The organism is Marinobacter sp., from assembly GCF_048269445.1.
In the GTDB taxonomy this organism is placed as follows: Bacteria; Pseudomonadota; Gammaproteobacteria; order Pseudomonadales; family Oleiphilaceae; genus Marinobacter.
In genome coordinates this window covers 269127-294189 of the sequence record NZ_JBLXIQ010000002.1, presented here as the reverse complement: position 1 = coordinate 294189, position 25063 = coordinate 269127, and the positions used below count along the sequence as shown (strand labels likewise).

27 protein-coding genes are annotated in these 25063 nt (G+C 58.0%); 11 read left to right on the top strand and 16 right to left on the bottom strand.

The features are described from left to right. Positions 1 to 3: 3 nt before the first annotated feature. Positions 4 to 1467 (bottom strand): aldehyde dehydrogenase, encoded by a 1464-nt coding sequence (locus ACN0XM_RS04670; protein WP_417565755.1) that lies wholly within the window; start codon positions 1465 to 1467, stop codon positions 4 to 6. Between the two features lie 268 nt (positions 1468 to 1735). Here ACN0XM_RS04670 and ACN0XM_RS04665 point away from each other — a divergent pair, with 268 nt between their 5' ends. Further along, positions 1736 to 3019, top strand: a complete 1284-nt coding sequence (locus ACN0XM_RS04665; RefSeq protein ID WP_417565754.1) for an NAD(P)/FAD-dependent oxidoreductase — start codon at positions 1736 to 1738, stop codon at positions 3017 to 3019. Position 3020: 1 nt separating this feature from the next. On the opposite strand, the gene ACN0XM_RS04660 is transcribed toward ACN0XM_RS04665, so the two are convergent. The 7 genes from ACN0XM_RS04660 to ACN0XM_RS04630 all read right to left on the bottom strand — a co-directional run bounded on the left by ACN0XM_RS04660 (position 3021) and on the right by ACN0XM_RS04630 (position 7495). Further along, positions 3021 to 3527: a gamma-glutamylcyclotransferase family protein gene (locus tag ACN0XM_RS04660; protein WP_417565753.1), complete on the bottom strand. Its 507-nt coding sequence runs from the start codon at positions 3525 to 3527 to the stop codon at positions 3021 to 3023. Between the two features lie 208 nt (positions 3528 to 3735). Next, a complete protein-coding gene (locus ACN0XM_RS04655) occupies positions 3736 to 4164 on the bottom strand; it encodes a hypothetical protein (protein ID WP_417565752.1) in 429 nt (142 codons plus the stop codon). Positions 4165 to 4283: 119 nt separating this feature from the next. After that, positions 4284 to 5015 (bottom strand): anti-sigma factor domain-containing protein, encoded by a 732-nt coding sequence (locus tag ACN0XM_RS04650; RefSeq protein WP_417565751.1) that lies wholly within the window; start codon positions 5013 to 5015, stop codon positions 4284 to 4286. Continuing rightward, entirely contained in the window at positions 5012 to 5620 is a 609-nt protein-coding gene (locus tag ACN0XM_RS04645) for a sigma-70 family RNA polymerase sigma factor (protein ID WP_417565750.1), read from the bottom strand. The genes ACN0XM_RS04650 and ACN0XM_RS04645 overlap by 4 nt, the downstream gene beginning before the upstream one ends. A 55-nt stretch (positions 5621 to 5675) precedes the next feature. Next, positions 5676 to 5810 carry a hypothetical protein gene (locus ACN0XM_RS04640; protein WP_417565749.1) on the bottom strand — a complete coding sequence of 45 codons (135 nt, stop codon included), beginning with the start codon at positions 5808 to 5810 and terminating at the stop codon, positions 5676 to 5678. Then, positions 5807 to 6184 carry a YciI family protein gene (locus ACN0XM_RS04635; protein ID WP_417565748.1) on the bottom strand — a complete coding sequence of 126 codons (378 nt, stop codon included), beginning with the start codon at positions 6182 to 6184 and terminating at the stop codon, positions 5807 to 5809. The genes ACN0XM_RS04640 and ACN0XM_RS04635 overlap by 4 nt, the downstream gene beginning before the upstream one ends. Before the next feature lie 78 nt (positions 6185 to 6262). Beyond that, positions 6263 to 7495, bottom strand: coding sequence for an RNA polymerase sigma factor (locus ACN0XM_RS04630; protein ID WP_417565747.1), 1233 nt, complete (start codon positions 7493 to 7495; stop codon positions 6263 to 6265). Between the two features lie 91 nt (positions 7496 to 7586). Between ACN0XM_RS04630 and ACN0XM_RS04625 the strand changes: the two genes are divergently transcribed. Continuing rightward, the gene (locus tag ACN0XM_RS04625; protein WP_417565746.1) at positions 7587 to 8258 is read left to right on the top strand and encodes an SDR family oxidoreductase; all 672 of its coding nucleotides are present in this window, start codon (positions 7587 to 7589) and stop codon (positions 8256 to 8258) included. 62 nt (positions 8259 to 8320) lie between these two features. Here ACN0XM_RS04625 and ACN0XM_RS04620 read toward each other — a convergent pair whose 3' ends face one another. Then, the gene (locus tag ACN0XM_RS04620) at positions 8321 to 9328 is read right to left on the bottom strand and encodes an AraC family transcriptional regulator (protein WP_417565745.1); all 1008 of its coding nucleotides are present in this window, start codon (positions 9326 to 9328) and stop codon (positions 8321 to 8323) included. A 90-nt stretch (positions 9329 to 9418) separates the two neighbouring features. Between ACN0XM_RS04620 and ACN0XM_RS04615 the strand changes: the two genes are divergently transcribed. Genes ACN0XM_RS04615 through ACN0XM_RS04605 form a run of 3 tightly spaced genes read left to right on the top strand, consistent with a single transcriptional unit; the run spans position 9419 to position 13886 of the window. Further along, on the top strand, positions 9419 to 11032 hold the full coding sequence (locus ACN0XM_RS04615; RefSeq protein ID WP_417565744.1) for an FAD-dependent oxidoreductase: 1614 nt from the start codon (positions 9419 to 9421) through the stop codon (positions 11030 to 11032). A 5-nt stretch (positions 11033 to 11037) separates the two neighbouring features. Beyond that, positions 11038 to 12231, top strand: a complete 1194-nt coding sequence (locus tag ACN0XM_RS04610) for an L-lactate dehydrogenase (protein WP_417565743.1) — start codon at positions 11038 to 11040, stop codon at positions 12229 to 12231. Beyond that, entirely contained in the window at positions 12228 to 13886 is a 1659-nt protein-coding gene (locus ACN0XM_RS04605) for an acetolactate synthase large subunit (RefSeq protein WP_417565742.1), read from the top strand. The genes ACN0XM_RS04610 and ACN0XM_RS04605 overlap by 4 nt, the downstream gene beginning before the upstream one ends. Positions 13887 to 13904: 18 nt before the next feature. Here the strand turns inward: ACN0XM_RS04605 and ACN0XM_RS04600 are convergent, their stop codons facing one another. The 6 genes from ACN0XM_RS04600 to ACN0XM_RS04575 form a co-directional block, all read right to left on the bottom strand. Beyond that, complete coding sequence (locus ACN0XM_RS04600; RefSeq protein ID WP_417565741.1) at positions 13905 to 14387, bottom strand: VOC family protein; 483 nt, start codon at positions 14385 to 14387, stop codon at positions 13905 to 13907. Positions 14388 to 14409: 22 nt separating this feature from the next. Next, positions 14410 to 15231 carry a YciI family protein gene (locus tag ACN0XM_RS04595; protein WP_417565740.1) on the bottom strand — a complete coding sequence of 274 codons (822 nt, stop codon included), beginning with the start codon at positions 15229 to 15231 and terminating at the stop codon, positions 14410 to 14412. 97 nt (positions 15232 to 15328) lie between these two features. Beyond that, positions 15329 to 16111 carry a DUF5602 domain-containing protein gene (locus tag ACN0XM_RS04590; protein ID WP_417565739.1) on the bottom strand — a complete coding sequence of 261 codons (783 nt, stop codon included), beginning with the start codon at positions 16109 to 16111 and terminating at the stop codon, positions 15329 to 15331. 300 nt (positions 16112 to 16411) lie between these two features. Beyond that, positions 16412 to 17302 carry a mechanosensitive ion channel domain-containing protein gene (locus tag ACN0XM_RS04585; RefSeq protein WP_417565738.1) on the bottom strand — a complete coding sequence of 297 codons (891 nt, stop codon included), beginning with the start codon at positions 17300 to 17302 and terminating at the stop codon, positions 16412 to 16414. Between the two features lie 137 nt (positions 17303 to 17439). Continuing rightward, positions 17440 to 18153, bottom strand: a complete 714-nt coding sequence (locus ACN0XM_RS04580) for an SGNH/GDSL hydrolase family protein (RefSeq protein ID WP_417565737.1) — start codon at positions 18151 to 18153, stop codon at positions 17440 to 17442. A 28-nt stretch (positions 18154 to 18181) separates the two neighbouring features. Then, on the bottom strand, positions 18182 to 18535 hold the full coding sequence (locus ACN0XM_RS04575; protein WP_417565736.1) for a DMT family transporter: 354 nt from the start codon (positions 18533 to 18535) through the stop codon (positions 18182 to 18184). Positions 18536 to 19076: 541 nt separating this feature from the next. On the opposite strand from ACN0XM_RS04575, the gene ACN0XM_RS04570 reads away from it, so the two are divergent. Continuing rightward, positions 19077 to 19556: a GNAT family N-acetyltransferase gene (locus tag ACN0XM_RS04570; RefSeq protein ID WP_417565735.1), complete on the top strand. Its 480-nt coding sequence runs from the start codon at positions 19077 to 19079 to the stop codon at positions 19554 to 19556. An 11-nt stretch (positions 19557 to 19567) separates the two neighbouring features. On the opposite strand, the gene ACN0XM_RS04565 is transcribed toward ACN0XM_RS04570, so the two are convergent. Beyond that, positions 19568 to 20518 carry a LysR family transcriptional regulator gene (locus ACN0XM_RS04565; RefSeq protein ID WP_417565734.1) on the bottom strand — a complete coding sequence of 317 codons (951 nt, stop codon included), beginning with the start codon at positions 20516 to 20518 and terminating at the stop codon, positions 19568 to 19570. A gap of 152 nt (positions 20519 to 20670) precedes the next feature. Between ACN0XM_RS04565 and ACN0XM_RS04560 the strand changes: the two genes are divergently transcribed. The 5 genes from ACN0XM_RS04560 (at position 20671) to ACN0XM_RS04540 (ending at position 25053) form a co-directional block, all read left to right on the top strand. Beyond that, positions 20671 to 22011 carry an aspartate aminotransferase family protein gene (locus tag ACN0XM_RS04560; protein WP_417565733.1) on the top strand — a complete coding sequence of 447 codons (1341 nt, stop codon included), beginning with the start codon at positions 20671 to 20673 and terminating at the stop codon, positions 22009 to 22011. Next, positions 22008 to 22703, top strand: a complete 696-nt coding sequence (locus ACN0XM_RS04555) for a CoA transferase subunit A (RefSeq protein ID WP_417565732.1) — start codon at positions 22008 to 22010, stop codon at positions 22701 to 22703. Before ACN0XM_RS04560 ends, ACN0XM_RS04555 begins: the two co-directional genes overlap by 4 nt. Then, positions 22690 to 23382, top strand: a complete 693-nt coding sequence (locus ACN0XM_RS04550; protein ID WP_417565731.1) for a 3-oxoacid CoA-transferase subunit B — start codon at positions 22690 to 22692, stop codon at positions 23380 to 23382. Before ACN0XM_RS04555 ends, ACN0XM_RS04550 begins: the two co-directional genes overlap by 14 nt. Before the next feature lie 107 nt (positions 23383 to 23489). Further along, entirely contained in the window at positions 23490 to 24293 is an 804-nt protein-coding gene (locus ACN0XM_RS04545; protein WP_417565730.1) for a transporter substrate-binding domain-containing protein, read from the top strand. A 103-nt stretch (positions 24294 to 24396) separates the two neighbouring features. After that, positions 24397 to 25053: an amino acid ABC transporter permease gene (locus tag ACN0XM_RS04540; protein WP_417565729.1), complete on the top strand. Its 657-nt coding sequence runs from the start codon at positions 24397 to 24399 to the stop codon at positions 25051 to 25053. The last annotated feature ends 10 nt before the right edge of the window (positions 25054 to 25063 follow it).

Here is a 25063-nt window from a genome sequence, read left to right as displayed (position 1 = left end):
GGGCTATTCAATCACCAGCCAGGTGGCCTTGATTTCGGTGTACTTATCGAAAGCGTGCAGAGACTTGTCACGGCCATTGCCGGACTGCTTGAACCCGCCAAAGGGCGCGGTCATGTCACCGCCGTCGTAATGGTTGATCCAGACGCTGCCAGCTCTGAGCGCCTTGGCGACCTTATGGGCGGTGTTGATGTTGGACGTCCACACCGCCGCTGCCAGGCCATAAATGGAATCGTTGGCAATGTTTATGGCTTCCTCGGCAGTGCTAAAACCGATCACCGACAGCACCGGCCCGAAGATTTCCTCTGATGCAATGCGCATCCGGTTATTCACCCCATCAAATACCGTAGGCTGAACAAATAAGCCACCGGTCTCTTCCATCACCTGTTTGCCGCCCGCCACCAGAGTCGCCCCTTCGGACTTGCCGATACCGATATACTCGATGATGCGGTCCAGTTGGGCCTGATCGACAATCGCACCACAGGTCGTTGCCGGGTCGAGGGGGTGGCCGGGGCGCCAGGTTGTCAGAGCCTCACGAATCAGGCCAAGGAACTCGGCGCGGATGCTTTCCTCTACCAACAGCCGGCTGCCGGCGGTGCACACTTCACCCTGGTTGAAGGCAATGGCACTGGCGGCTTCGGCAGCGGCCTTTTTCAGGTTCGGTGCATCTGCAAAGACGATGTTGGGGCTCTTGCCGCCGGCCTCCAGCCACACCCGTTTCATGTTGGACTGGCCTGCATAGATCATCAGTTGCTTGGCCACGTTGGTGGAGCCAGTGAATACCAGACAATCAACGTCCATGTGCAGGGCCAGGGCCTTGCCCACGGTGTGGCCATAGCCGGGCAGCACGTTGAACACGCCAGCGGGTATACCTGCTTCCTGCGCCAGTGCCGCCAGACGAATGGCGGTAAGCGGAGATTTCTCGGAGGGCTTGAGAATGACCGAATTTCCGGCGGCCAGGGCCGGTGCAATTTTCCAGGAGGCCATGATCATCGGGAAGTTCCAGGGCACGATGGCCGCAACGACACCGATAGGTTCCCGGGAAATCATGCCGATCTGGTCGTGGGGTGTAGCGGCCAGTTCGCCATACACTTTGTCGATGGCCTCTGCAGTCCAGCGGATCGCGCGTGCGGTAGCCGGTATATCGATGGTCCGGGCATGGCCGATGGGTTTGCCCATGTCCAGAGTTTCCAGCAGGGCGAGTTCGTCACCATGGGCGTCGATCAGGTCTGCGAAACGAAGCAGAACGGCCTTGCGCCTGGTGGGAGGAAGGTGGCTCCAGATGCCGTTTTCGAAGGCTTGCCTGGCAGCAGCAACAGCAAGCTCGGCATCGGCCTGGTCGCAACTGGCGATTTGAGCCAGTTCCCTGCCGTTCACCGGGCTAGTGCAGACGAATGTCTCGTTGTTACTGGCCCACTGATAAGCGCCATTTATGTAGGCCCGGCCCTCCAGAGTGAGCTGATCTGCCATCGCCTGCCATCCGGCCTGGTCAGTGGGTGTGGTGGAATGCGTCGATTGATTCATGGCCGTCTCGCAGGCAGGGGAATTGGCCAATCATAGCAGCACTTGCACAACCAATCGCGGCCTCAGATATAGGTAGAAGAACGTGTCTTCACGGATGTCGGGTCCTGGCATAGACTTGCTTCGGCGGCCGCTGTTTTGTGCCGTTTCTTTATCTCTCACCAATGCCTGTCTGATTGTTACCCGATCAGTCTGTCACCCTGCTTGGCGCCAACTTATGACCCAGTACCCTACGGTTCCTTCCTATTATGCTGCTTCTGCCAATCCGGCGCCGAGACGCCCTGCACTGAAGGGCCAGTGTGAGGCTGATGTGTGCGTGGTGGGTGCCGGTTATACCGGTCTGTCCACCGCGTTGTTTCTGGCTGAAGCCGGTTTCCGGGTGGTGGTGCTGGAAGCGGCGACCGTGGGCTGGGGTGCCTCCGGCCGGAACGGTGGCCAGATCGTTAACAGTTTCAGTCGGGACTTGGACACCATTGAGCGCCAGACCACGCCGGACCATCTGCGCCTGCTGGCGGAGATGGCCTTTGAAGGCAGCCAGATTATCCGGAGGAGGGTGCGGGATTACAGCATAAAGTGTGATTTGAAAGAGGGTGGCATTTTTGCCGCCATGAACGCGCACCAACTCAAACATCTCGAAGCCCAGCAGGGCCTGTGGCGGCGGTTCGGGTATGACAAGCTGGAATTGCTGGACGAAAAAGCCATCCGCGCCCGAGTCGGCACCGACCGCTACGTGGGCGGAGCCATCGACCACACGGGCGGCCACATCCATCCACTGAACCTGGCGCTGGGCGAAGCGGCTGCGTTGGAGTCCCGGGGTGGGGTGATCCACGAACATTCGGAAGTCACGCAGATTCTTCCCGGCCAGCCGGCAACCGTGAAAACCAGAGAAGGAGAGGTGAGGGCGCAGTTCGTAGTGCTGGCGGGCAACGCCTACCTGGGCGGGCTGGTACCTGAACTGGACGCCAAATCCATGCCCTGCGGTTCACAGATCATTACCACGGAACCACTGGACGAAGCCACTGCCAAACGACTGCTGCCAGAAGATAACTGCGTGGAAGACTGCAACTACCTGCTGGACTACTTCCGCCTCTCCGGCGACAAGCGCCTGATCTATGGCGGCGGTGTGACCTACGGTGCCCGTGATCCGGCCAATATCGAACGGCTGATCCGCCCTCACATGCTGAAAACCTTCCCGGAGCTGGCGGGAGTCAGAATAGACTACGCCTGGACCGGGAATTTCCTGCTCACCCTGTCCCGGCTGCCGCAAATGGGCCGCCTGCAGGACAACGTGTTTTACTCCCAGGGTTGCTCCGGGCACGGCGTCACATTTACCCACGTGGCGGGCAGGGCGCTGGCCATGGCCGTTCAGGGCCAAGCCGAACGGTTCGATGCGTTCGCCAGCCTGCCGCATTACCCGTTTCCGGGAGGCCGGACCTTCCGGGTACCTTTGACGGCAATGGGTGCCTGGTATTATGCATTGCGTGACCGGTTGGGGGTTTGAGTCACCGGCTGGCCCTGGAATGACTGTAAATAGATAGTTCGCGTTCATGCCGTTCAGGTTTGGGATCGTCGATGGACTCAACGGCTTCGATCTGCGCAATGTACCCGGCCGGTAGCCCGTTTTCCCGGGCGCCGATGAGGACGTGGTCTTTGTACCAATGAAAGGGTTTTAATGCCTTATTGATGCGCGTGGCGAAATACATCCAGGCCTGAAGTCCGCCTCTCTCGGTTCGCAGCTCTACCTGCTTTTCATCGTAGCCAAATCCCAATGCCTCATGTCGGTCAAGGTCAGCCTTTTCTGCATCGGCAATCTCGTAAACCACACCAGTCACCCGATCGGCCGGATTGCCGGTTTCCTCTGCGTCGCATTTGGCGGAGCCATCCCCGGCGGATTTATGGAAGCGAAGTCGATGGGAGGGTAGCTCTGCCACGGCCACAAACCGGGCAGAGGGAACCCGGGCCTGGAGTCTCTGTTGTGACATGTTGGAGCCGTAGCAGAAGCAGAGCATGGAACCTCCTCATCGAATATACCCAGAGCTTGCCGGTTGCAGCTCCCGTTCCGGTTTACCATCCTCAATCCTGCCGGTCTTAAAGATGCCTTACGGGAGCATGCAAAGCGACTGCTGGAATGTTGTGAGTGAATGCTTGTCCATTTGTGTTTTCAGCAGTGCTGGCTGCGTACGCTGGATACGTCGCAGCCAGCAATGATGTCAGCGACTATTTTGCCGTAATGGTTGTCATCACCAATTTTCCATCCTTCTTGATCGGGCCGTCTTCCTTGGCACCCAATGTGTATTCAAAGGCACCGGTCTTCATGCCGCCGTCTTCGCTGTGAACCATGAGCATCAGCATGCCGCCGGACCTCACCTCGTCGCTCAGGATGGCCGCTACGTCCATGTTCATGCCTTTGCGCAAGGGCGCATGACCCACCACCGGGCCGGGCTTCATGGCTCGGTCCGTGCGGTGCACCACCAGCCAGCCATTCTGTTCGGCAACCACTTTTCCGGCCGAAACAACGCCGTTGGCAACTGACTGATCGTTGGCCCAGACCCCGGCTTTGTGTTCACCCGCCAGTGCGGAACCGGTCATGAAAGCGCCGGAAAGCAGTGCAGCCATAAGTGCAGACGTTTTTGCGTGCTTGTTCATTGTGTTCTCCTTGCTGTCAGTGTTGCCCGTCCGTTCAATCAGTTTTGGACGGGTTAACAGCAGCTACGGGCACTTATTCGCAAAGTTTCAGGCACGTCTGATTTTTTTGATGGCCCCGGCTAGGGGGTGCGCTCGGTGGTGGGGTAGAGATATCCGTGAATCGCCGGGCCGGTTGGTTGGCCAGTCGGTGAGCCACCTTCGGGTTCAACGCTGATGCCGAACGTGGCTTCTTTGAGCAGAGCCGGGTCGTAGTTGCTCAGCGCCCCTTCATCAAGTTTGAAATCGTTGCTCAGCACGCCGACCGACTGTGGTTGCGGGCCCAGCTCGTCAGCCTTGATCCACAGCTGATAGGATTTGCCAGGCCGGGGCTCGGCGGTCACCGGGCGGATATTGAGCTGGCGCTGTTTCAGGTCGACAGTAAGCAGGAATGCCGGCTGCTCGTCGTTGTGCTGGAACACCGCCACAAAGGATTGCGGCTCTGGCGTCGGGGCCGGCTGGAACGCCAGAATTGCGACCAGTACGAGGGCTGCGGCCGAAGCAATTGCAGTACTCCAGCGCCAGCGGTTCAGCTGACTGCGCAGTGCCACCACCGTGGGTGCACTGGCAGCCTCACGGGGCGTCGATTCAAGGCGATCCAGAGCGTTTTCGATTCTCGAGAACATGTCCGGGGAAGGTTCCACGGGCTCGGTTTCATCAGCCAGTCTCCCCAGCCGCTCTTGCCATTGCAGAATCAGGGCCTCCACCTCGGGATCCTCGCGGCGCCGGGTTTCAACATACTGCCGTTCCGAGGCTGGCAAGGTGCCCAGAACGAACTCTGCAACCAGCATGTCCAGGTCGTCACGTTCTGTCATGATTCCAGGCACCTTTTGATCTGTTTCAGGGCGCGGTGTAGCCAGGTTTTCACCGTGTTCACCGGCTGCTCGAACTGGCTTGCCAGTTCTTCCCGGGACCAGCCATTGAGGTAGGCGAGGCGTACCATGTCCTGGCGGTCTTTTTCCAGTTGGTCGATGCAGTGATTCAGTTGATTTTCCGCTCGTTGGTCTTCCAGTTGTTCCTGGGCCGTTGCCTGCCTGCCCGCCATTTCGTCCAGTTCGTCACTGGTTGTGGTACGTCCGACAGGGTGTTTGCGTAGCTCATCAATGGCGCTGTTCCGGGCAATTGACACCAGCCAGGTGATCGGCGAGGACTTGCCGTAATCAAACTGCTCGGCCTTCTGCCAGATCTTCAGGTAACTGTCCTGAAGAACATCTTCTGCCCAGCCTCTGTCTTTGAGGATACGTACCACGGTGCCCAGAAGTTTCGGGGCAGTAGCCTGGTAGAGCAGGGCGAAGGCCTGGCGGTCTTTTTTGGCCACACGGTGAATCAGCTCGGTGACCCGCTCAGTTGTTTCTGACGGCGGCTGCGGGTTCTGCCCGGGGCTGGCTTTGTCTGGGAGCTGGTGGGAATCAGGCGTCATGGGGCCCCGGGGCTATAGTGTCTGAACAGCAGGTTACTGGTTGCTCCCGCTCTGCTCAACAGGAAACTGTCCCGATACCGTTACCGTGCACGTCATGTCCGCCAGGAAGGGTGTCATCGCCGGCGTACTCGGTGTGTTCCTCCTTGTTGACGGTTGGTACAGCTGCAACCAACCCGTCGACATAGCTCATGGGGTTTCTCGTCTTCGATCTTTTGGGGGCAGTTCCCTCGCCGGCCGCACTTCGATGCTGCCAAAGCGGGCCGGCGGGATCCGGCTGGCGAGCTGCACAGCCTCGTTCAGATCATGCGCCTCCAGCAGGTAGAAGCCAGCCAGCTGTTCCTTGGTCTCGGCGAACGGACCATCGGAAACCAACACTTCGTTGTCACGGACTCGTACTGTTGTTGCGGTGTCCACCGGATGGAGTGGCTGGCCAGTAATGAAGTTGCCCAGTTGGGTCAACCGTTCCACCCCAGCCACACATTCCTGGTTGAGATCGTGCCATTCCTGTTCTGTCATGGCGTTGATAATGCTTTCCTGGTAATACACCAGGGCTACGTATTTCATGGGCGCTCCTCCGTTTTGTGTGGTGTTCCTGATAGGAAGTCGTATGGCGCAGCCGAAAATCGACAGGGCAAGGAAAAATCAGGAGGATTCCGTAAGCTCCGCCAGTCTGCGCTCCAGAAATCGCCGCTCGGGCCCCTGGGATACGAGTGCGAGAGCACGCTCGTAGGACTGTCTCGCCTCTTCTATATGGCCTTCCCGACGCAGCAGGTCTGCGCGCGCAGCGTGGAACAGGTGGTAGTCAGCCATGGCCTTCTGGCTCATAAGCACTTCGAGGTGTCTCAGACCATCCGCCGGAGTGTCTCTCATGGCAATGGCCACCGCGCGGTTGAGCGCAATCACCGGAGATGGCTGCTGCTTATAGAGCGCATCGTAAAGACGCACTATTCGGGCCCAGTCTGTTTTGCCTGCTTCCTCAGCAGCGGCATGGACAGCTGCTATTGAAGCCTGAAGGGTGTAAGGCCCGGTGGGTGTGCGGGCCAGAGCGGCCTCCAGCCACTGAAAACCTGAGTCTATACTGGCCCGGTCCCACAGTGAGCGATCCTGCTTTTCCAGAGTGATCAGATTGCCATCCTCATCCTGCCTCGCTGTCTGTCTTGAATTCTGCATCAGCATCAGCGCGAGCAAACCGAACACTTCGCCTTCAGGAAGCAGTCTCGCCAATACCTCAGCCAGGCGAATGGCCTCCGCCGACAGGTGAGCGTCGAGCATGTCGTCGCCATCGCTACGGGAATAGCCTTCATTGAATACCAGATAGATAACCCGAAGAACGCCGGGCAGTCTCTCGGGCAATTCTCGCGACTCGGGCACTTCATAGGGGATGCCGGCATCACGAATCTTCCGCTTGGCGCGCACGATCCGCTGGGCCAGAGTCGCCGGTTTCTGCAAGAGCCCACTGGCAACCTGCTCGGTGGTCAGTCCACACATCTCACGCAGTGTAAGGGCGATCCGCGCCTCCAGGGACAGTGCCGGGTGGCAGCAGGTAAACAGCAGCCGGAGCTGATCATCATCGATGGTCTGTTCATTAGGTTCCGTGACATCCGGGTACGACTCACTGACGAAGTGGGCATAGCTGTGTGCGGTCCGGGCCCGTCGAATCTGGTCAATACCCCGGCGATGACCGGTGCGAATGAGCCAGGCCGTCGGATTCTCTGGTATGCCTTCGGCGGGCCATTGTCGCACGGCGGCAGCGAATGCCTCCTGCATGGACTCCTCAGCGAGTGAGAAGTCACCGAGCAACCGGATCAGGGTGGAGAGCACCCGGCGCGACTGTTGCTGATAGATTTGCCCAATCCATTGGTCATCGGTAATCATCGTGTTTATCTGCCCCCGGTGGCGTCAGGTGTTGAACTTCACCCTGTTTTTTTCGTATCCGTAAGTCTTTACCAAAGCAAAGGAGGTTTCCATGCCAGACAACAAAACTGTAATTATTACCGGCGCCAATCGCGGCATCGGCCTGGAGCTTGCCCGCCATTATGCCGCCGAAGGCTGGGCGGTGATCGGCGTTTGTCGGCAATCCTCCAGCGAGCTTGAGGAGGTTGCAGCCAGGGTGATCGATGGCGTTGACGTCACGACTGACGCAGGCATCCGGAAGCTCACCGAAGAGCTGGCCGGGCAAACCATCGATCTGCTGATCAACAACGCCGGCCTGCTGCAGGATGAAAAGCTGGGCAGCATCGATTTCGATTCCATCCGCACCCAGATGGAAATCAATGCCTACGCGCCGTTGAGGGTTGCCGAGGCGTTGGTGTCGCAGATCCCTTCCGGCGGCAAGATTGCCAACATCACCAGCCGCATGGGCTCTATTGCGGACAACGATTCCGGTGGGCGCTACGGGTACCGCGCTTCAAAAGCGGCATTGAACGCCTTTGGCAAATCCCTCGCCATGGATCTGAAGCCCCACGGGATCGCAGTGGCACAGCTGCATCCAGGCTACGTGAAGACCCGCATGGTGAACTTTGGCGGTCTGATTACGCCGGAAGAATCCGCCAAAGGCCTGGCTGCGCGCATTGAGGGGCTTAACCTGGAGAATACCGGGTCCTTCTGGCACAGCAATGGTGAGGAGCTGCCCTGGTGACCGGGAATTAGCCGCTGCGAGCCGCCTCAAGTGGCGCCAATGTCAGCACAACATGGGAGCCGTCAGCGAAGTATGGCTTTGCGCCAGCGAACCGGCGGCAATCCGGTCCAGCGGCGGAAGGCCCGGTAGAAGGTACTCACTTCAGCAAAGCCCAGTGCCTCGGCTATTTCCGGCAGGGTAATCGTGGTGTCGGCGACCGCCTGAAGGGCTTTTTCCCGGCGCACGTCATCCAGTAGGGCATCGAAAGTCTGACCCTGTTCCCGCAGCCGCCGCGCCAGCGTCCGTTCGCTGATACCCAACGCCCCGGCTGCCTCGGCTCTACGGGGAAGGGTCGGGCCCAGGCGGGCCACCAGCCATCTCCGAATCTCTGGCACCGAGGCGCTGTTAATGGACAGCGCGGCAAGCCGGGCGGTGGTGTAGCGTTCGTGCACCTGCGCGAGTTCCGGATCTGCCTGGGGCAGGGGCTGGTCCAGAACGGCATTGTCTATCAGCACACCGCTGAACGCCTGATCGAATTCCACCGGGCAGTTGAACACCGACTGGTATCCCGCCAGGGGCCCGAGCCGGGGCTGGCTGAACTGAACCCGTGAAGGCTGCATGCGGGTGCCGGTTACCCAACTGGCAAACCCGACTACCGCAGCCAGCACGGCCTCAATCTGATGCGGGCTGAAGGCCAGTTTTCCCTGCCGGGGATGGTAAACCAGCCAGGTGGCGGAATGGCCTGCCAGAATCTGGAAGCGCCCGCCATCGGAGATCAGCCGCTGGAAGCGCTGCACCATCACAATGGCTTCGCGCAGGGTAGCTGCAGATTGCAGCGCGAAGCCCACACTACTGATGCTCATCGGGGTGAACTCGGCCCCCACCTTCAGGCCAAAACCGGGATCGCCAGTACAGCGCTCTGCTGCATGCCAGAGCCGCGTGATGTCATCAATGGGCCAGCGTTCCCGGGTGCCGGCAGCCTCCGGAATACCGGCTGTTGTCAGCAAGGTACTCTCAGCCACAGACAGCCTTTGCGCTGCCGCGATAACGGTATTTACCCAGCCGATGGAAACCGTGGCCTCTAATGTCAATTTTACTGGCCTCTAAAGTCAATTTTAAAGCGATGGTACCGGTATATCTTTAGGGCTGACAACTCATTGCTATCGAGTCGGATGCGCATTATGGCCAAGGTAATTTCCTCAGACATTCTGGTGGTCGGCGGCGGGTTGGCTGGCATTGTCGCGGCACTTGAAGGTTTGCGCGCTGGCAAGTCGGTAACCCTGGCAGATCGGGATACCCCGGAGCGTATGGGTGGCCTGGCACTGTGGGCCTTTGGCGGTATGATGCTGGTGGGAACGCCACTGCAAAAGCGCATGAGGATTGCCGACACACCGGAGGTTGCCCTGGGCGACTGGCTCAGCTTTGGCGAGCTGGCCCCCGACGATGAATTGCCCCTGCAGTGGGCCCGGTACTACGTGGAGCATTCCCGCACCGAGGTGTACGACTGGCTCAGCGAGGAGGGCATCAAATTCCTGCCGGCGGTAAACTGGGTCGAACGTGGCCGTTTCGGCGATGGCAACCGACTGCCCCGTTATCATGTGGTCTGGGGCACTGCCCGGGAACTGGTCCGTTGCCTGGTGACGGCGCTGCACCGGGAGAACACCAGCGGCAAACTTACCCTGCTGCACCAGCACCGCATCATCGAACTGGATCACGAAGCTGGCAAAGTGAGCGGCGCCCTGGCCATCAACGAGGCCACCGGGGAGGAAGTCCGCCTGGCTGCGACGGCCGTGGTTCTGGCCACCGGCGGTATCAACGGCAGCCACAAGGAATGCCGCGCCAACTGGCCGGTTGACCGCCCACAACCAACCCGCATGTTGAACGGTGCTCACCCCTATGCCGACGGCCACATGCATCACTGGGTGGCCGACACCCTCGGGGGTAAGATTACCCACGCCGGCGAAATGTGGAATTACGCGGCCGGCTTCCCGCATCCGTACCCGCACTTTCCCGGCCACGGCCTTTCCACCATTCCCTGCAAATCCTCCCTGTGGCTGAACCACCGGGGCGAGCGTATCGGCCCGGAACCCCTGGTGACCGGCTTCGATACCCACTGGCTGTGTCAGCGGGTGGCAGAACAGGAAAAACCCTGGACCTGGCACCTGCTGAACTGGCGCATTGCCGCCAAGGAATTTGCCATTTCCGGCGCCGAACACAACGCCCGCATTCGGGACAAACAGTTTACGCTGTTCGTGAAAGAGCTGTTGCTGGGCAACCATAATCTGGTGCGCCAGATGCAGCACGAAAGCCGGGACTTCCTGGTGGCGGACAACCTCGCCGATCTGGCCGACAAGATGAACGCGCTGACCTGTTCCCACGACATCAACCCGGGCACGCTCCAGGCCACTGCCGATGCCTTTGATGCCAATTTCGCCAGCGGCACCAGCCTGCATAACGATGCCCAGATCCGAATGATCCAGCACGCCCGGGAATGGAAGCCAGACCGGCTGCGCACCTGCAAACCGGCGCCCCTGCAGAAACCGGGCGCCGGCCCCTACATCGTCATCCGCATGCAGCTGATCACCCGAAAGAGCCTGGGCGGACTGCAAACCGATCTGCAGAGTCGCATCCTCAACGCCCATGGAAAGCCGGTTGAAGGCCTGTACTGTGTGGGCGAGGCCGCAGGCTTTGGTGGCGGTGGCGCCAACGGAAAACGCTCCCTGGAAGGCACCTTCCTGCCCGGGTGCATCATGACGGCCCGGGCAGCGGTGCGCTCCATTGTGGCCGGAGGTTGAACTCTATGACGTTGAAGCTTACCTACCCGGCTACGGCTGAAGACTACCGTGAAATGGCCCGCGCCCGGTTGCCCCAGTTCCTGTTCGATTACCTGGACGGAGGTGCAACAGACGAACAGACCCTCCGCGCCAATGAAACCGAGTGGCACAACATAAAATTGCGCCAGCGGGTATTGAAGAATGTCGACCAGGTGGATACCACAACCACACTGGCCGGGGAGTCCTGTGCCATGCCCGTGGTTCTGGCACCGCTAGGCCTGGCCGGCATGATGGCCAGGCGTGGGGAAGTGCAGGCGGCCCGCAGCGCGGAATCCGCCGGTATTCCGTTCACCTTGTCCACCGTCGGCATCTGCCCGGTGGAAGAAGTTCAGGCCGCCGTTTCCAGGGCTGCGTGGTTTCAGCTTTACATGATTCGTGATCGGGCCCGCATTGAAGCCCTGCTCGAGAAAGCCTGGGCAGCTGGCTGCCGGACACTGGTGTTTACCGTCGATCTGCCGCAGCCGGGGATGCGCCATCGCGACTTCCGTAATGGCCTCTCCAGCACCGGACCCCGCGCGAAAGCCCTGAAGGCTGTTCAGTTGCTGTCCCGCCCCGCCTGGCTGTGGGATGTCGCCATGCGCGGCGGGCCGCTGAATTTCGGCAACCTCAGTGATGTGGTGCCGGGTGCCGGGGATCTGGATGCGTTCAAGGCCTGGATTGATGCTCAGTTCGATCCCACGGTGACCTGGAATGATATTGAATGGCTGCGCAGTCACTGGAAGGGCACCCTGCTACTCAAAGGCATCCTGGATGGAGAAGACGCTCGCCAGGCGGTCAATGTGGGGGCAGACGGCATCATCGTCTCCAACCACGGTGGCCGTCAGCTGGACGGTGTTGCCTCCGGCGCAGGCAAGTTGCCGGACATAGTGGCCGCCGTTGGCCCGGAAACGGAAATTCTTGTGGATGGCGGCGTTCGCAGCGGTGTGGATATCTTCCGTGCCCTGGCGCTCGGTGCCCGGGGCGTAATGATCGGCCGCCCCTGGGCCTGGGCATTGGCCGGCGCCGGTGAGGCCGGGTTGAACAACCTGCTGGCCAGTCTCCAGCAGGAACTGCGACTGGCCATGACCCTGACCGGCGTTACCCGAATTGCCGACATTGGCACAGACCAACTGGATAGAAACGCAAACCCCGAACCCGGAAAGCTTGGAGAACAACAATGACAAACGGCGCTCAAGCCCTGATGAAAACCCTGGTGGACGCCGGTGTTGAGGTCTGCTTCAGCAACCCCGGCACCAGCGAGATGCACTTTGTCGCCGCCCTGGATGATGAGCCGAAAATGCGGGCGGTGCTTGCCCTGTTCGAGGGGGTCGCCACCGGCGCCGCTGACGGTTACGCTCGCATGGCGGACAAACCCGCCGCCACCCTGTTGCACCTGGGTTGCGGGCTGGGTAATGGCCTGGCCAACCTTCATAACGCCCGGAAGGGCAAAGTGCCGGTACTGAACATTGTGGGCGACCACGCCACCTACCACGTGAAATACGATGCCCAGCTGCAGTCTGATATCGAGACCGTGGCCCGCAACGTGTCCCCGGGGTTTGTCCGCACGGCCAAGAGCACCGAAACCCTGTGCCAGGACGCCGCCGAAGCCATCGCCGCTGCCCGCACGGCACCCGGGCAGGTCGCCACACTGATACTGCCGGCCGACGTGTCCTGGGGGGAGGGCGGAGTGCCCAGTGCGCCCATGGCGCCGCCGACACCAGAGCCGGCAGACGATGCCACGGTGGAAGCCATTGCCAAGGCCATCCGCTCCGGCAAGAAAACCGCCCTGTTGATGGGCGGTCATTCCCTGCGCGAACCCAGCATGATGGCCGCCGCCAAACTGGCCGCACACAGCGGCGTTACCCTGCTGGCAGAAACCTTCCCCACCCGTATGGAGCGTGGCGCCGGCCTGCCTTACATAGAACGCCTGGCCTACCTGGCCGAGCTGGCCACGGTGCAGCTGACGGACGTGGAGCAACTGATCCTGGTGGACGCCAAGGCGCCGGTCTCCTTCTTTGCCTATCCCGGCAAGAAGAGCTATCTGGTGCCGGATACCTGCGAGGTGCATACCCTGGCTGCCCCGGACCAGGACATCCTGGCCAGCCTGAACAAACTCAACGACGCCGTGGGTGCCAGCCAGAGTCAACCAAAGCTACAGCCGGAAAAACGACCGGGCCGGCCCCGGGGCAAGCTCACCGCTGAAAAGGTCTGCAAGGCGGTGGGTGAACTGATGCCCGAGAACGCCATCATCGTGGACGAAGGCATCACCTCCAGCCTGATGCTCTCGGTAATGACCGCCGGCGCGCCCCGCCACGACATGCTTACCCTCACCGGCGGCGCCATCGGCCAAGGCCTGCCCAATGCCGTGGGTGCTGCCGTGGCCTGCCCGGACCGGCCGGTCATCGCCCTGATCGGAGACGGCACCGCCATGTACACCATCCAGGCCCTCTGGACCATGGCCCGGGAGCAGCTGAACGTCACCTCCATCATCTTCAACAACGCCTCCTACTCCGTGCTCAACATCGAACTGGAGCGGGTAGGCGCGGAAGAGGCCGGAGAGAAGGCCAAGTCCCAGCTGGACCTGCGCGGTCCGGTAATTAACTTCGCGGAAATGGCCAACGGCATGGGTGTTCATGGGGTGCGTGTGTACACCGCCGAGGAAATGGCAAAAGCCCTGGAATACGCCCAGAGAATGCCGGGACCACACCTCATTGAAGCCGTGATCCCGGAATCCCTGAGCGGGGTGAAGCGCCGGATACTGCCGTGGATGCTGCGGTCATTGCCCAGCCTGCCGCTGTCGGTTTCCAGGGCCCTGAAGCGCAAGCTGGCACCCTGAAAAGCGCAACAGGCGCCATTAACCCCGACGGGCCGCCTCAATGCCGGCGATGTCGATCTTGGCCATGGTCATCATGGCTTCGAAGGCTCGCTTGGCAGCGGCGGGGTCTGAATCATTTATCGCTTCGGTGAGAGCGACCGGGGTGATCTGCCATGAGATTCCCCACTTGTCTTTACACCAGCCGCAAGCGCTCTCCTCACCGCCATTGCCAACGATCGCATTCCAGTAGCGATCCGTTTCCTCCTGATCCGCAGTGGCAACCTGAAACGAAAAGGCCTCGTTATGCTGGAAGGCCGATCCACCGTTCAGGCCAAGGCAGGGAATGCCCAATACCGTGAACTCCACCGTAAGGACATCGCCCTCCGAGCCAGCGGGATAATCCGCCGGCGCACGCAGTACCCTGCCCACCGATGAATCGGGGAAGGTCTTTGCGTAAAACCGGGCAGCCTCTTCTGCTTCGCTCTCATACCAGAGGCAAATGGTATTCTTCGGATGCGTCATCAAGCTGATCCTCCGGGTGGGGTTACTGACAGTGTTCAATTTGGCTGCTGATCATCCACTGGATACCAAATCGATCCGTGGCCATTCCAAAGCGATGAGCCCAGAATGTTTTCTCGAACGGCATGATGATCGAGCCCCCGCCCGACAGCGCGTTAAAAACCCGCTCCGCCTGTTCCGGATCGTCGTATTCAAGGTGGATCTGGGCACCCTGGGGGGGCTGGTAGCAGTCCCCAGCCATATCAGCGCCCATCAACCGGCGTCCACGGATATTCAGGGATGAATGCACGATGCGGCCATGCATCTCTGGTGGCACGTCCTCTGCTGCCGGCGTTTCCCCATAGGTGATCATGGCTTCCAGTTTGCCAGCGGTTACCTCCGAGTAGAATTCCATGGCTTCTTTACAGTTTCCGGCAAACGCCACATGCACGTTCATCTCCTGGGGGAGTCGTCCCAGGGCACGATGTTGCTCGAGGGCCTGGCCGGGTTCGAAATCCTCAAGCTCAAAATAACGCCGAAGCTCAAGGGTCACATTCCCGCCCGCGTCTTCCCGGGGCCATTGTTTGGCCCAGGCGATGGCGTCTTCCAGTGAATCCACTTCGAGCACGCTATAACCGGCCAGCAGCTCACCGGCCGGCTCGAATGGCCCGGAAACAACGTTGGGCTCGCCGCCCCTGAACTGTATGCGGCACCCTTCGCTCGTTGGCCTCAATCCCTGGCCCCCTGCAAAAACCCCGGCCTGGGTCAAACGCTCATTGTAGTCCGCCATCGACTGCAGGAGGTCTTCGGACGGCATTACGCCCTTCTCGGTGTCGGCATCGGCCTTGCGCATCAACATGTATTTCATCGTATTGGTCTCCAGTGAAAAATGGGTTGGCTTCACTGGTTAGTCGCGCAACGCAACCGGACATCGACACCGAGACGAATAAATTCTTTACTGTTCCTCAGTCAAACCTGGCCAGGTTCTGGAGCGCGATGGTGTACTCACCCTTACCGGCATCAAATCCGATCCGGTAGGTGGCCGGATACCAGGCCGGGTAGCTGTACCGCTGGGGTTGCTTCACAGGTGTAGTCATTTCCGGAAGCGACTCCAGAAAGGCCATCGACACCATCGGCTCAACAAACATCAGCTCGCCTTTGTAATAGCCGTAGATGAAATTGTGGCTGAAGGGTTGGCCGTTGAATTCATGCCCTGTGGGATCAAGACCATGCATTCCCATCCGGTCCACGGCGGCATCCGGGGGGATGACATAGCCAGCCGGAACCAGTTGTGGGTCTGGTGCCGCCATAGCCAGTTCACGGCCTTCGCCGTGGAAGGTTATGGCTTCACGTTCACCACCGCTGATCAGATAGAAATGCACGTCAAAATGGGGAACGTTGTAGACCCCTTCCGGAATATGCCCGACCGGGTTCCAGTCAAACACCACGTGGTCGAAGCCCGTGCGCGGACCGGTATCCGGCATGGGTAAGGAATATTCCCAGACCATCTGCTCACCCTGGACCTGGGGCAGGCCCTGGAGCGCATCCCTGGTCAGGACCACGGAGACGGATTCCGGTTCATTCATTCCATTGGTTGTCACCACCACCCGTGCAGTGCCGTTACCCACTGCCACGGGTGCACCGGTGTGGACCGCAGGCTCAGCAGCCAGGGTGGTACCGGCAATACTCAGAAAAGCCAGCGCACAGAGTGTGCCGGCAGAGCGAAACAAACAGACAGCAGGCTTCATGATCTCATTCCTCCATGACAGCGCCGTTTGGCATTTTCAAAGGCCATAATGGCCAGAAAGCCATAGCCCTTCGGGCTGACTCCAACGAGATCACAAGTGGCAGGCGGGTGACAGCAGCAAAAAACGCATCCTTCGGGCACGCTTGGTCTCACTACCACCAGAAAAGGTTTTGGCTGGCTTGTTCAATATATCACCAGATTCAGAGTCGGAAACTGATTTTTTCTGGCCTGCTCAACCTTTCCCGGCGTTGGCCCGCGTGGTGTGCCGGGCGCTCTCGATCAACGGAACGAGCACCAGACACTAGGGGGCTTTATCGTCCGTGGCGTCATCAGACGTCTGAGGTTTTTTGTGCGAGAAGTCGACGCTTGAAAACACCTCGGACAGGATTGCCTGCTCAATGTAGCTGCGTTGGCCGGATTTGGCGGGCAGGCGCACGACGAGGTGAATCTCGTTCGCTACCGGTGCCTGGATGGTGACTCTCGGGTCCACCGATGGCACCTCCAGCCCCCTGGATACACCCACCTTTTGCATGTGCTTGCGAACTGACTCGAGGTAGGGAGCACAGTGGCGGTTAGCAGCCTCCAGAAGTGCTTTCTGGGCTGCCTGCCAGTCGTCTTCCCGTTTAAAAGGAATGGTAAAAACATGAAAATCCCAGTGATCGGTAAAGCTCTCGTTGATCACGGGTTCGGCAACGAACAGCGCGTTCGGAATAACGATCATTCGACCGGTACGCTGGTGCCCGGTTTTTCCGGGCCCCACCTCCAGAATCGTCGTTGCCAGAAGGGTCTGGTCGATCACGTCGCCGCGAAAATCCTTGATCTGGATGCGATCACCCAGATTGAATGAACCGGCGCCGCTTTTAAGGATCGAGCCGGAGATACAAAGGATCAGTTCCTTGGTCGCAACCACAAACGCAACAGCAATAGCGACAATCGACAACGCCAGGGAGCGAATCTGATCGCCCCATATCAATGCCACACCAAGAATGCCAAGAAGTAAAAAGCCATTGCGGAAATTCACCAGCAAGCGGCCCCGCAGTTCCGACGATGCAACATTGTGGCGAATGAACCGGGCCGTCAGGGTGCGCATAATGACAATGGCCACCACCAGAAGGACAGTGCTAATGATCGGCCTGAGCAGGGAAGCCGGTAAGGTAAAGTTTTCCGGTATCAGGGAGAATTGTTCGAGCATGTTGGGGCGGTCCTGGCGTTTTGCTAAGGGGCCATTGTCAGGCGAAAAAGAAGAGGTAACAAGGGAAGCATCCCCCAGAGAGCGAATGGCTCACTTGGGGAGCAGGACAGCGGTCGCCCTTGCTTCTCAGCAGGAACTCAGGACACCTCGATGCGGGGGGCGATTGACGCGGCCATATATGCGTAGCCCTCCGGCCCCGGGTGGTAGCCATCGCTGGCGAGCAGGGTCGAATCGGTCACGGTTGGGTAGTCCACATAGAAAAAGTCTGCAGAGGCTTCTCTGGCGAGGTGTTGGTAGACCCTGTCCAGCTGCCGGGCGCGCCAACCCACCACATATCGAAGCGGGCAAGGCAGCGCCGTGAACAGGTGCATGGGCGGCACGCTGAGCAGCAGCATGGGCCCCGAATACCGTGGTGCGAGCAATTGGCGCAAGTCCCGCAACTGCCGGCGGAAACGAAAACGGGGGGTGAATCCCGTGGTGTCGTTCACCCCCATGCTCAACAACACCATATCCGCTTCTGGCAGTTCAGTCGTTTTCAGCTCGCCAACCAAGGCCCCAAGCCGACTGCCGTTGATACCGAACGTGTGCCAGGCAATGGTCTGGCCGGTGTGCTCATGAATCTGGCGCGCCAACTGGCTGGCCAGGCCCTGATCATGGGTTTCAACGCCGACACCGGCCGCCGTTGATTCGCCAATCACCAGAACCCGCCTTGCAGGGGCGCCTTCCCCATATTGACCACCCGGAGCCCCTCCAGCCTCGGGCAGCCTGGGCGTTGTGCGGCGCACCCGCTTGCCCTGGTACAGCAGTACCGGAAAGAGCAGGGCGGTGGTGAGCCAGAAAGAGAGATGCATGGAGAGGGGCTCCGGTTTTGCCGACAGATCAGTGAGCGACTGACTTGGAAAACAGATTGATCACCGCAACACCGGTGATGATCAGCGCCATACCAATCACACTGGCGGCATCCAGAGTCTGCCCGTAAATCAGCCAGCCGATAAACGCCACCAGCACAATACCCAGCCCCGCCCAGATGGCATAGGCCACGCCTACCGGGATTTCTTTCAGTGTGATCGAGAGGAAGTAAAAGGCAACGGTATAGCCTGCAATCACCAGCAGGCTGGGCCAAAGTTTGGTGAACCCTTCACTGGCTTTCAGCCCACTGGTTGCCACCACTTCCGCAACAATGGCAATGCCCAGAAATAACCAACTTTTCACAGTGAATCTCCAGTACCGCACGAATTCGGGACCAGACAATACCAGCCCACAGCGCCGCCGGACAGACTGACAGCAGAAACGTGAAACTGCACTACGCTGGGAGTGCGTGCCGAAGTAATACGAACGCGTTCGCAAAACTCCGGGATACCGGGTGAGAAAAGAAGGTAACTATCTGATAGGGTTGAAAAGTTGGAAAAGGAATGGCGGAGTTATACGCCTGTGGTGAGAGCAGGAGTGGCTCAGAAGAGGGCGTATAACTTCGGCGGTAGCCGTGGTAATTGGTGTTTAAGGTGCTGTTTTTAATAAATAAGTCAGACTTGCACCTGGCGCCTGTAAGAAGACCTAACCAAATTCGAAATAGTGCCTATAGATAGTTCTTCGCAGGAATGAAGCCATGTTTAACAAAGAGCATCAATTCGCTGCGGCTTTCCCCGGACTCGCTACTGCGTCGCTCGCCGTTGGGCATGACCAACACTCACAATGGTTTTAAGCACCCGGATATAGCATCCAGTAACCCAATTTCTGAGCATGTCCTTTATAAAATAACCAGATCGGAGCGGTAATGTCAGTTGTAATACGAGAAGCAAATAAAGATGACTCAGGTTTAATTCTCAGGTTTGTTAAAGAATTAGCAAAATATCAGAAATCTGAAAATGAAGTCCTCGCTACTGAGTCGTCTATTGAGAATTCGATCTTTGCTAAAGATTCTTCTACAAAAGCTGTTATTTGTGAGAAAAAAGGTGAGCCAATTGGTTTTGCTGTTTATTTTTTCAATTATTCAACCTGGTTAGGAAGGCATGGTCTCTACCTTGAAGATGTGTATGTCACTCGTTCGGAGCGAGGTACAGGGGCAGGAAAGTGCATTCTAAAATATTTGGCTAAGATTGCTTTGGATAATCGGTGTGGAAGGCTTGAATGGAGTGTTCTTGAATGGAACGAAACTGCTATTGAATTTTATAAATCACTTGGTGCTAAACCCAAAAGTGAATGGATTGGTTATCAGTTAACTGGTTCCGAGTTACTTTCTTTGGCTGAGAGCTGAAGCTAAATGGTTCAGGTGGTCGGGGTTTCCATGACTCCGGAGTGCATCTGTTTCGCCACGAGGTGGTCCGGTAACTCCGGTATCATTTCCTTGAGCAAACCGATCAACCGATTGTTCACCCATTTCTGCTTGTACACCAGTCCAAAACGATAGTGAAAGGCCGGCTTGAACGGCTTTATCAGAAGGTCATTGCGGGCAGCCTGGTGGTCGTAAGCTGTAATGGGGTTGATCAGGGTGATGCCGACACCGTTTGCGACCAGTGAGCAAATGGCAGCGATGTTGGCTTCGGTTTTACCGGCAATGCGAATGTTCTTCTCCGACAGGTGCAGCAGGAGCTGGTCGGCTGCCAGGTTGGGCTGGTTGGGTATGACCAGATGCTGGCCTTTCAGGTCCTCTGTTGTGATCACTTCGGCTTTGGCCAGGCTGTGGTTTTTGGGCATCAGGCACACGGCTTCGGTTGAGATCAACTCATCAACCGCCAACACCTGACTGGTAACCGGAAGGGTGACAAATCCGACATCGAAATAACCCGCTTCAACCGCCCGCACCACTTCCGGGCTGGGCATGATGTCCAGATAGATGCTGTATTTAGGGTTGTCACTCAGGATGCGGGCGATGGTTTTGGGGACATAGGCAAAACCCAGAGCCGGTGCCGAGGCGATGCGTATACGCGAAGCGCCAAACTCACGCAGTGACACAATGCTGTGCTTCATGTTCTCCAGGTTGCTCAGCAAACCAAGAATCTCACCATAGAGCTCATCGGCCTCAGGCAGCGCGACCAGCCGCTTCTTGTGCCGCATGAAAAGCGGAATTCCAATATTTTCTTCCAACTGTGCCAGAGATCGACTGACACCAGACTGAGTAATGCCCAAATCCCTGGCGGTCCGTGTCGCGGTGCCGGTCTCATACAGCGTTTTAAAAATGAGGAGAGATTTCAGAGAGTTAAGGTTTATATCACTCATATTGGCTGGTCCCGACGGTTGTTTTTATAGCTTATAACATGAGTTTAAATCATCAAATAATGAATAAACATTATGCATTGAAATTAAGTTGTAGCTGTTCTTTAATGAAAATAGATTAAAAAAACACCGATTTCCCAAGGGTCATTGATGCCATGTCCAGCAACGCTTTGTTCTACTTGACCAGCAATGACATGCCGCTGGTCAGCCATGCCGATGGCATCTATATGTGGGATACCACAGGTCGTCGTTACATCGATGCCTGCTCAGGAGCCATCACCTGTAATGTTGGCCACAATCACCCCGCCGTAAAACGCGCCATGGTTGAGCAGCTCGATAAGGTTGCTTTCAGCTATCGCACCCAGTTCGAAAGCCAGGTCGCGCTCGACCTGGCTACCCGATTGGTCGATCTCACAGACGGTGAGCTCGACAAAGTCTTTTTTGTCGGCAGTGGTTCAGAGGCGGTCGAGAGTGCAATCAAACTGGCGGTCCAGTATTTTGTCGCCAAAGGGCAGCCGGAGCGTTGCAAGTTTGTGTCGCTGCGCCCTTCCTATCACGGCAGTACCATCGGAGCACTGGGGCTGACCGGATACGAACCCCTGGAGGCACCTTATCGCTCAATCACTCTTGGCTCGGTCAAAGTGCCCTCTCCGGACTTGTACCGTTACCAGGAAGCCAGCGCTGAAGAACACATTGCATCGGTGCTGGAACAGACCGAAAGCGCCATTCTGGCGGCGGGCCCGGAAACCATCGCCGCCGTGGCGCTGGAGCCGGTGGGCGGTGCCAGCACTGGAGGGCGCATGGTCACCAGGGCCTATATGGAAGGGGTGCGGGCTTTGTGTGACCGTTACGGTTGCCTGTTGATCCTGGACGAAGTGCTCAGCGGCATGGGTCGCACCGGCGCCTGGTTTGCTTACCAGCATTTTGGTGTGGTGCCCGACATTATCGCGCTGGCCAAAGGGCTCGGTTCCGGCTATTACCCCATAGCCGCCATGATGGCGCGTCAGGAGCTGGTTGATGAGGTGAGCCGCAGTGGTGGTTTCATGCACGGTCATACCTACGCCGGTAACCCCCTGGCCTGTGCCACGGGCCTTGCTGTTATTGATGTGATGGACTCAGAGCGGCTGGTTAGCAATGCCGCAGAGCAAGGTACCTATCTTCGCCAGCAACTTGACCAGCTGGCTCAAAAGTACGATTGCATTGGCAATGTACGTGGGGTTGGCTTGTTGCAGGGGGTGGAACTGGTGCAGGACAAGGCCAGAAAACAGCCGTTCCCGGCCTCGTTCAATGCTTTCGACAAGCTCACGGCCCTGGCCAAGGCCCGTGGCCTGCTGATTTACCCTAGGCGTTCCCTGAATGGCCTGGAGGGGGATCATGTGTTGATTACGCCGCCTCTGACGGTTACCGCTTCAGACATTGACGACATAATCTCCCTGCTGGATGACAGCCTCGCGGCCTTCGAACAGGCGTCGCTGGAGCTGGAGGTCTGTTCATGAAAAAGAACCAGACCCTGGAAAATGCCATCGCCGCCATTCCCTCCGGGGCTGTGGTCATGGTCGGTGGTTTTGGCAACCCGGGTACGCCCTTTAGCCTGATCAACGAATTGGTGCGTCAGGGGCAGACCGGTCTGACGATCATCAAGAACGATGCCAATGAACCCGGTCATGGCTTGAGCCGGCTGATTGAGAATGGCCAGGTGCGCAAGTTGATCACCACGCACATTGGCCTGAACAAAGGCGTGATTGAGCTGATGAATCAGGGCGACCTCGAGGTCGCGTTTCATCCCCAGGGCATGCTGGCCGAAAAGATTCGCACTGCCGGTGCCGGCAGCTTTGGTTTCCTCACTGACATCGGTATTGATTCCGAGATTACCCGGCCAGAAGATCTGCTCGAATGGCAAGGCCAGACCTACAAGGTCGAGATGGCGTTGCCGGCTGCCTACGCGCTTATTCATGCCGCACAGGCGGACTGGATCGGCAATCTGGTGTATCAGGGCTCGGCTATCAATTTCAGCCCTCTGATGGCCATGGCTGCGAACCACGTTATTGTCGAGACGCCGGATCTCGGCGCGCCGGGCCGATTCAAGCCGGAACAGGTGCATACGCCGGGTGCCTTTGTCGACAGCATTGTGCCGCTGGAATCACTCACCTCTGAATACGGGATCCTGGAACATCATGTCCGCCGCTGAACGCATTTTGAGCCGGGCGGTGAATGAAATCACCCCGGGCAGCATTGTCAATCTGGGCATTGGTTTGCCAACGCAGGTTATCCGTTACCTACCGGACGACTTCGATGTACAGATCCATTCAGAGAACGGCATTCTGGGCGCCTGGAAGCAGAGTCCGCCAGGAGCAATGGACCCCTTCCTCATTGATGCCGCCGGTGCCTATGTTTCCCTGCGCGAAGGCGCCAGTCTGTTCGATAGCGCTGTCTCTTTCGCCCTGATTCGTCGCGCTCGCCTGGATTTGACCATGATTGGCGCCTTCGAAGTCGACGAGCAGGGCAACCTTGCCAACTGGAAAATTCCGGGCAAATTTTCGCCGGGGATTGGTGGCGCTATGGAGCTGGCACAAAAGACGCAGCGCATCGTTGTGCTGACGACCCATACCGACAAACACGGGCGACCCAAGATCCTGACGTCTTGCAGCCTGCCATTGACAGCCAAAGCCTGCGTCAGCCGCATAGTGTCTGATCTCGCTGTAATGGACGTTACCCCGCAAGGTCTGGTGGTGCGTGAAAAACTGGTCGAGATCAGTGACGCCGATTTGCAGGCCCGGACCGAAGCGGAGCTGACGTTTGCCCTCGAGGAGGAGGTGACCGGCGCAGCACACAACGCAGTTAAACCTATAATTGATCTGGACGGATGAAAACGACCGATCCTGACTCAACGGGTATGGTCATTAACCAGTGTGAAGAGGTGCGATGCATTGATGTGTGCATTGCTTTATAAAAAAGTCTGAACAGGAAGAAGAATATGAAGGCTCTTACTAAAAAGTTCTCTCAATCTCTGGCTGTCGCAGCAATCGTTACAAGCGCAGCGGTCATGTTCGCTATGCCGGCACAGGCGCGTGATCTGTCTGAAATCCGTGACGACGTATTTCAGGTGGTAAATTCCGGCGCTTACCCTCCCTTCAGCTTTGTTGATACCCAGGGCAACCTGGTTGGCTTTGATGTTGATATTGCTAAGGCTCTGGCTGAAAAGATGGGTGTAGAGGTTAACGTACAGTCCTCCCCCTGGAACGGCATCATCGCCGCCCTGGTCGGTGGCCGTTTTGATGCCTGCATTTGCAGCATGAGCAACACAGAAGAACGTCGGCAGGCGGTTGACTTTACCGATCCCTACTACAGCGCGGGCCTCTCAGTCTGGGTGCAAGGAGATACCAACGATATCAATAGCATCGATGACTTTTCAGGCAAGCGTATTGGTTCCACTCTGGGTGAAACCGGTAACCAGTGGGCGGTGGAAAACGCTGACGGCAAATGGCATAACCAGACCTTCCAGGGCTTACCTGACATGATGAATGGCCTGACCACCGGCCGCATCGATGCCATGATCGCTGATGACGTGCCCGTGCTGGTTGCCATGCAGGAAAATGCACCCGACATCAAGATGGTAGACGTTGGCGAATTGCCACGCTGGCCAGCTGCCATTTCCATTCAGAAGAATCACCCTGAGCTGCTTAAGGCTCTGAATTCAGCCCTTAAAGAAATCAAGGCTGATGGTACTTACCAGGCCATTGTCGATAAGTGGATCGGCGAAGGCGCCAACATCGAGTAAAGGCCGGGCAAGGGGGGAGCCAGTTGCAGCCTGCGCTTTAAGGCTCTCCCCTGGGTCACCACTTCGAACGATGTATTACCAATAACAGCGAAAAGGTAAGACCATGGATTTCAACCTGATGGTCGAGGTCACGCCCTTGCTGATCAAGGCGGCCTGGGTCACGATCGATATCTCGGCCCGTGCACTGCTCTTTGGATTTTTCGTCGCCTGTGGGCTGGTCTTCCTGCAGTCTTTTCGCTTTGCACCCATCCGCTGGTTTGCCCGTGGCTATATCAGCGTGGTTCGCGGGACCCCCTATTTCGTCCAATTATTGCTGGTGTTTTATGGTGGCCCCAGTATTGGCTTAAAGCTTGATCCCTTCACGTGCGGTGTCGTCGTGGGCGCTTTCAACATTGGCGCCTATATGAGTGAAGCGATTCGCGGCTCTATTGAATCGGTGGATAAAGGCCAGGCGGAAGCAGCCAGGTCACTTGGGTTTGGCAAGGTACACACGATGGTGTCTGTCGTGTTGCCGCAAGCTGCCGCACTGATGATTCGTTCTGTCGGGGTGTTGGCCATTGTACTGGTGAAAAACTCCTCTCTGGTTTCCATCATCTCGGTGGTTGAGTTGACTTATCAGGCACAGCGCCTGATCGGTTCGACCTACAAGCCGCTGGAGATTTTCACTCTCAGTGCATTGATGTACATCGTCATTGTCTACGCGGTGATGGGCATCATCGAACTGGCCTATCGTCGCGCGACGCGCTACACAACCCAATAGAAGGACGCAG